This is a genomic window from Candidatus Hodarchaeum mangrovi, from assembly GCF_975850365.1.
In genome coordinates this window covers 1-7,357 of record NZ_CDLCQJ010000046.1, presented here as the reverse complement: position 1 = coordinate 7,357, position 7,357 = coordinate 1, and the positions used below count along the sequence as shown (strand labels likewise).

7 protein-coding genes are annotated in these 7,357 nt (G+C 32.9%); 6 read left to right on the top strand and 1 reads right to left on the bottom strand.

Annotated features, from left to right (window positions below):
• The 3 genes from ACWVCY_RS05025 to ACWVCY_RS05015 form a co-directional block, all read left to right on the top strand.
• Positions 1-146 (top strand): DUF1295 domain-containing protein (locus ACWVCY_RS05025; RefSeq protein WP_455140794.1); only part of this gene is annotated, 146 nt, incomplete at its 5' end.
• A gap of 363 nt (positions 147-509) precedes the next feature.
• Positions 510-1,961, top strand: coding sequence for an MFS transporter (locus tag ACWVCY_RS05020; RefSeq protein WP_455140792.1), 1,452 nt, complete (start codon positions 510-512; stop codon positions 1,959-1,961).
• Between the two features lie 354 nt (positions 1,962-2,315).
• Positions 2,316-2,849, top strand: a complete 534-nt coding sequence (locus tag ACWVCY_RS05015) for a hypothetical protein (protein WP_455140790.1) — start codon at positions 2,316-2,318, stop codon at positions 2,847-2,849.
• 128 nt (positions 2,850-2,977) lie between these two features.
• Here ACWVCY_RS05015 and ACWVCY_RS05010 read toward each other — a convergent pair whose 3' ends face one another.
• Positions 2,978-3,562 carry a TetR/AcrR family transcriptional regulator gene (locus ACWVCY_RS05010; RefSeq protein ID WP_455140788.1) on the bottom strand — a complete coding sequence of 195 codons (585 nt, stop codon included), beginning with the start codon at positions 3,560-3,562 and terminating at the stop codon, positions 2,978-2,980.
• A gap of 134 nt (positions 3,563-3,696) precedes the next feature.
• Between ACWVCY_RS05010 and ACWVCY_RS05005 the strand changes: the two genes are divergently transcribed.
• From ACWVCY_RS05005 to ACWVCY_RS04995, 3 genes are all read left to right on the top strand, one after another.
• On the top strand, positions 3,697-4,305 hold the full coding sequence (locus ACWVCY_RS05005) for a hypothetical protein (RefSeq protein ID WP_455140787.1): 609 nt from the start codon (positions 3,697-3,699) through the stop codon (positions 4,303-4,305).
• Between the two features lie 115 nt (positions 4,306-4,420).
• Positions 4,421-5,110: an MBL fold metallo-hydrolase gene (locus ACWVCY_RS05000; protein ID WP_455140785.1), complete on the top strand. Its 690-nt coding sequence runs from the start codon at positions 4,421-4,423 to the stop codon at positions 5,108-5,110.
• 589 nt (positions 5,111-5,699) lie between these two features.
• Positions 5,700-7,357 (top strand): tetratricopeptide repeat protein (locus ACWVCY_RS04995; RefSeq protein WP_455140783.1); only part of this gene is annotated, 1,658 nt, incomplete at its 3' end.

Genomic DNA, 7,357 nt, shown 5'->3' with positions numbered 1-7,357 from the left:
TTTTTGTCACATTACTTCTTACTAGAGTTAGTGGGATTCCAATCCTTGAGAACCGTGCTGATGAAAAATGGGGTGGTCAAGAGGATTACGAGGAATACAAAAAAAATACTCCAGTCCTAATCCCAAAACCACCATTCAAGAAATAGGTTATTTTCTGATTGACCCAAAGAATTACAATTTAGATATTGTTTTCTTGCTCATAATTGTTTAAAAAGTTAAAAATCAGTTAATAGAAAAGAGTTAATAGCAAAATTTTATTTAAAAACAAACTGAAATAGTTCTTTAAAGAATTATAATGCGACGTTATGTTTCCCCTTTATCTATATAACAAAGATCATATTTACTGAAGTTAAGTGTTAATAGCTGGCAAAAAAAACCTAAGAGATTCATTCGTCCTCCAGATAATGAAGAAAAACTTTTGAGAATTATTGAAAACCACTAAAACAACTGATTAATAAGGTTCAAAAAGAATGTAAGAGTTAATACATTTTCATTAAAAGGGTTCTAATTTGAGTCAAACTACTGAGACTGTTAATAAGCCACGAAAAGTTAATTTCAACGGATGGTACCTTTCTAATGCGATTGATAGTGCTAGTAAAGCTAGCGTAGATCAATTTTTACCTATTTTTGCTACTCAGCTTGGTGCTTCCACAAGTATAGTTGGGTGGCTATCTGGCCTGTATTCATTGGTCAATATTTTTCAAATTGTCTGGGCTAGTATCTCAGTAAGGGTAAAAAGAACAAGTATTTTTGTTGTTACTGGCAGATTTTTCTCTGCTATTTTTTACATCCCTATGGCATTTCTCGGAGTAGGACAAGCTTTTTTATTACTTATTTTTCGGTTTTTTCAAGGTATTTTTTTTTCTGCGGTTGCACCAACTCAAGCTTCCTTAATGGCTGATCACATCCCCTCTTCTAAACGAGCTCAACGTGTTAATCGCATTACTCAAGGTAACTTGATTGGTACCTTAATCGGTGCAATGCTTGGTGGTTTTATATTCACCCTCCTGAGCGATGATTTTAAATTAGACCCGCAGATATCCTTTCTTATCCTTTTTTTCTGGACTGCATTTTTAGGTATATTGACTGCAGCAATTTTCCAAAGAAGTGTACCAGATGCAGACAATTTATATAAAATTGATCCTATAATTTTTATTAATCAAAATCTAACAGTTCATGCTAAACCTTCAAGATTAAATTTTATAGAGAAGATAAGTGCTTATTTTGAAAAGTTTAAAACCTTTTGGGTCTTTACTGTTTTTGTAGCTTTCTTTTATTTTGCAGTCAATGTGTCTTCACCGTTTTTTATTATTTTAGAGATTGAATATTACCATTTTAGTTTCTTTCAAGCGTCTATATTAACTAGTTTAACTACAGTAGTTCAATTCTTTGTTAACCTTGTTATTGTTAAATATAATATATTAGATCATTTTGGTAGAAAATTCCCTCTCTTCTGTGGTATCCTCTGTCTTATCTTTAGCACTCTCCTTATAATTATTCCTTATTATTTTTCTGTTCCTACATTTAATTGGTGTTTTTTGGCCTGGATCATTCTTGGGCTTGGGTGGGGGATATTTAATAGTGCTTTAACAGTTATGGTTCTTGATTTAGTCCATCCACAATATCGTACTACTCTCATTGCTGTCTATAATACTTTTGTTGGATTAACAATGTTTATCAGCCCCATTCTTGGTGGATTCATAATAGAATTTTTTCTCAATATTACAATTATCTTCTTAATCAGGAGTGTACTAATGATTTTCTCCATTTTTCTCCTTGTTTATGTAAAAGAACCAGAAATTCCCGGTATGATTACCCATCCAATTAAATATCTTTATACCAAAGTCTTTCGAACTACCCCTGAGGGGGATTCAACTGTTGTGGTTTCACCTACTCATTCGATAAAATCACGTTTCCCCCATTGGATAGCTGATAGACGACATTATAAATTGGAACGATAGAGGGAATTTTAAGATAATATTTCATAAGAGAAAGCGAAAATTGTCATAAATTAATATAATGTAATCGAAATGGTTTTCAGATACAAAATAGGGCTAGTAAAAATATCTTTTTAAGTTTTTAAGAGGTTGTATAGTTTCATTATGTTACTTAGTTCCTAAGATTAAAGAATAAATAAATTGATCAATTTTCACCTAGCTTTGTAAACACGCTTGAAAATAATGAAGATCCAAGGAATATCATTATGGATAAAAAGATGTGTTTTTATTTTGCTCTCTATATAGATAGAACTGTAATCCTGAACAAAAACCTATGGTAATTGTTGCGAGATTAGGTTGCTACAGGTGTGATCATAATTGTCTAACAACAATCTTACTCCAAATATGATATTTAATATTGCCATTCTTAGTTTTCTCGATAAACCTGTTGATCATATTATTCAAGCCTTCCTTCAGAAATATCCAGATAAAATCGAAAATCAAAAAGCTCTTGTTTCGTTAAATATTGCATCATTCCTTTTTGAAACTCATCAAGGAACTGTTAAAATAAATCTAATGCAGCCTATAAGCCCATACCTAATTGATAAGCTCGCAAAAACGTACTATAATGAAAAAGAAGGAGCAATTATTTTATTTTCAACGAATAATGAAAATTCCTTTAAAGCGGCCAAAACTTTTTATAAAAAATTAATAAAGGAGAATGAAGGCTACCAAATACCTATAGCTTTTGTAGAATTGGGACCAGATGAATTGATTCAGCAACACATTGACGAACCAGAGATTCTAACGGAAGCTCCTCATGTCGCATATTATGGAATAACTGAAAATGCAGATGGATTTGAATCAATCCTTCAATTTATTATTCAAAAGCATTATACAGCTCTCAAGTAATTTTAATTAGTTTAAAAGTTCATTAGAATGCATTTTAAGAACTCTAGTAAAAATATTTAGATTATACTAATATCGAGAATTTTAATTACAGGATGCGAAACTGGTACTATAATTGTTAAAGCTAGCTTTTATTGAGCTGAGTCACTTATCTTAATAGTATTCCATGCTATTTCACATGCTTCAACAATATTAGTTTTATCCATGTTAATAGCCCCCCTAAAATGGAAGTTTAGCAAAGTGATAATTGGGATAAAAGCGAAAGAAGTTAGAAGTGGAATTGGGAGATCTTTGATGATCTGCTCTTTAATACCCCGTTGGAAGAGATTATTAACATAATTATACAATTTGAAATCTTTAGGATCGATATTTTCCATCATTGGGGTCTGTTCGAATTTTTCACGATAAATGATGGAATCAGGGTGATTAAGATAATAGGTGAAGGAATTATTCCAAATAGATTTGAAGATTTGTTTAATGTCCATCTTGTCATTTATCCCCTGCAATATCTCAGTACTCAAATCAGTTCTTATTTTTATATATAATTTTGTGAAGAGGTCCTCTCTGTTCCTAAAATGAATGTAGATTGTAGCTGGGGAGATGTTAGCTTGCTTTGCAATTTTTGAAATGGAAATATCAGTAAACCCTAACTCTTTTACCAGGTTAAGAGAAGCTTCAATAATGGCATTATATTTGGTTTGATCTTTAGGCCTCATTCTGTGCAAAAATCTCCTTTAAGAAAAATTCATGAGAATTATTCAATATAGAAACATATATAAATGAACGTTCATTCATTTAAAAATAAATCGATATAGTGAATGAACGTTCATTCATTTAATAGGTGAAATTAATGGATATGAAAGAATCTCAACAAACCAATAATGAAAGTTTAAAAGCATCAGGAAAACTCCTGATGAAACGTTTAATCTATATTAGCCTACCAATAGTGTTAACAACAGCTACTCTAGTGATAATACTATTGGAATTATCTGGATATGCTGGTACATTGGATGACACTCAATTAGGATTTAATGCCGAAATAATCAAAGGATATTTTGCTATGATGAAATCTGAGGATATTGCATTCTTTATTCTAGGAAATCTCGTGGATTATGTATTTATGATCGCTTATGGCTGCTTTTTCTATAGTAGTGCAAGATATCTAGCATGGGACTATCAACAAGGAAGTTTACCTCTGAAATTAGGTAATATGATTGCAAGGATTGGCATTCTATGTGCAATCTGTGATGCAATAGAAAATATATTTCTCCTTTTGATGACTACTAATCCAATGGGATTTCCAAACTGGCTTGCTATAACACATTCGACATTCGCACTTCTTAAATTCATTCTTATGTATCTGATTATAGGTTGGTTAATCCTCTCCTTCGTTTTAAACAAGATTCCTTCAATATCAAAGAGAATAAATGGTAAACTTCAAACGAATCTTGTGAAATGAGAAGTAATGAGGATTCTTTGTGTTTAAATTTTTTTCAAATCACTACAACTAATTAACTTGTTTTGTTCAATTTATGTCATTAGAAAATTAATACAACAAAAATTAGGTGAGAATGTTGAATGAAAATACTTTTGGATTAATTAAAGCCATTACATTTAGAGGTGTTAATTGTTATCTTATAAAAACCAAAAATGGTTATATCTTGGTTGACACTGGGTTTTCTAATCAACGCATTAACATTGAAAATATGCTAGATAACGTTGGTGTTCAACCTGGCAATCTAATGTTAATCTTACTGACGCACGGGGATTTTGACCATTCAGGTAATTGTGCGTATCTCCGTGAGAAATATCAGAGCAAAATAGCTATGCATAAAAATGATTTAGGAATGGTTGAACATGGAGATCTCTTCTATTCCAGAGGAAGTCGTAATATAATCATTAGAAAACTTGTTAAAATGATATTACCATTATTCAAGATGAGTTTAAAGAAGAGTGATCAATTTACCCCAGATATATACCTCAAGGAAGGGGATGATCTTTCTGAGTATGGATTTAGTGCTAAAGTTGTTCACCTCCCTGGGCACTCCAGTGGATCTATTGGATTTCATACAACAGAGGGTGATCTGTTCATTGGTGACCTACTTGAAAATAATGAAAAACAAGGACCAATAAAGGGTTCTCTGATCGATAATCCTATAAATTTTGATGCTAGTATCGCTAAATTGATAACTTTATCTTTGAATACTGTGTATCCTGGTCATGGTAATCCATTCCAGATGAAAAACTTCCTAAAAAACTACTGATAATTCGATATTATCAAATTTCGTTTTTTAGTGAATTAGTTCTGGAACACATAGATCTTTGTATTTGTGATTTCTATTAACTCAAGTAAAGTAACATTTAGAATTTACAAAATAAATATAAACCTTTTCAAGTGTTAAACGTTGGTTAGATTAAGAAAAATATATACTAGGGTATATATCTGAAGCCTACTAGCAGATGTACTGATTATTATTACCTGTTTACTGCTAAAAAAGGCACTTTCTATCTAGTTTTGTGCTATTAAAATGTACATCCAAAAGAGCTTTTATATCAGCAGACATTAATCGAAAATAGAAATTGTCAGTATGAGTAATCTTTGTCAGTAAAACTTCGCAAAATGTCAGTTATAATCGTTTCAGCTATACAAGACTTTTCAATTTCGGTAAACGTTTGGTATAACTAGTTTTTTTATATAAAACATAATTTAAAATGTCAAATAGTATACGATAAGTAGCAAAATATGTGAATGCTAGACTCATATCAGATAGAGGAATAACCATTATATATTATATCTCAGATTATACTGGATACATTTCATACTCAACAAAATAAAGAGAGCAGACACTGAAAATGCTGGTAAAGACCCTTAAAGACCTCTATGAGAACGGTAAGTATCAGGAAGTCCTAGACCAGTTAGCACAGAAGGATCACCAAGAAATATTTGCTTCCTTACCTGAAAACGAACAAATTGAATGCCTTTATTATAAAAGTCGCTCCTTAGTTTTTTTAGGAAAGCTCGAAGATGCTTTACAGGTAGTAACAGCTGCCCGTGCGAATGTTGTGTCTCTGAATGATAAAACTATGACATTGGCGTTGCTTATAGCTCAACTGTATGCCTTATGGAAACTGGGACGTCTGGATGATGCTTTAGAGCCCATTAAGGAAGGAAACTCTATTGTAGAGACCTTAACGGTTAAGGAACGGCAAGCTGGGACATTATGGGTAGGTTTGTTCGAAAATGTACAAGGCAATTTCTATTATACTTTAGGGGATATGGACAAGGCATTAAAACATTGGAAGCAAAGTTTAGCCATACGTGAGGAGATTGGCAACCTTCAAGATATTGCAGGATCCTTAAACAATATTGGTCTAATCTATCGTACTAAAGGCGAGCTGGATAAGGCGTTAGAATACTATCAACGTGGTTTAACCTTATTTGATAAGATTAACAACCCCTTTTACATTGCTCTAGCCTTAAACAATATTGGTGATGCCTATCGTGCTAAAGGTGAGCTGAACAAGGCATTAGAATATCTTCAGCGAAGTTTAGCCTTAAAGGAGGAACTTGGTAACCCCCAAGATATTGCCACGACCTTAGACAATATTGGTATAATCTATCGTGCTAAAGGTGAGCTGGACAAGGCGATAGAGTGTTTTCAACGGAGTTTAGCCTTAGAGGAGGTGATAGGGAACAATATATGGTCATCATATACCTTATTCTATCTTATTCTTCTTGCCTTAGACCAACAGGATCAAACTCGAGCACAAGCATACCTGAACCAACTTCAACAGCTTCATACTCGAACCCCGAATAAACAGATCTACATTAGAAGCCAGTTAGCAGAGGCTTTGGTCTTAAAACAAAGTAGACGGATGAAAGATAAAGTCCAAGCTCAGGTCCTACTGAATCATATTGTTAATGAAGAGGTTATTTGGTTCGAATGGACAGCATTAGCCACAATTAATTACTGTGACCTCCTCCTCTTTGAGGTAAAATCTTTTGGTGATCCTGAAGTGTGGACGGAGGCGAAAACCCTGATCCAACAATTCTCTAATAAGGCTCAAGACCAACAAATGTTTCCCATGATTGTAGAAGCCTTATTGTTGCGCGCGAAATTTGCTACCATTGAAGGGGAGTTGCAACAAGCCCTGAAATACTACGATCAAGCTAAGCTCACTGCCACAGAAAAGAATCTCGACTTATTGACTCATAAAATTGCTGAAGAGAGGCAAACTTTTGAAATTGAGTTTGAAAAATGGCAAGAATTGAACCAGCGCAATGCATCGCTTCAGGAACGTCTCAAGATGGCTCAAATTGAAGACTATATCCAAGACGTTTTAAAAATAGTTACTCAAGGTATTAGCAATCAAATGTCAATAGTCCCTAGAAAAAAATATCAACTTATCTATCAGGATGTATTAAAAGAACAACCCGAGAAACAAAAATATGAATTTAGAGTTGGGATCGCACAAATTGGTTTGCCTATTGAAAACAATTTTTTAAGTGA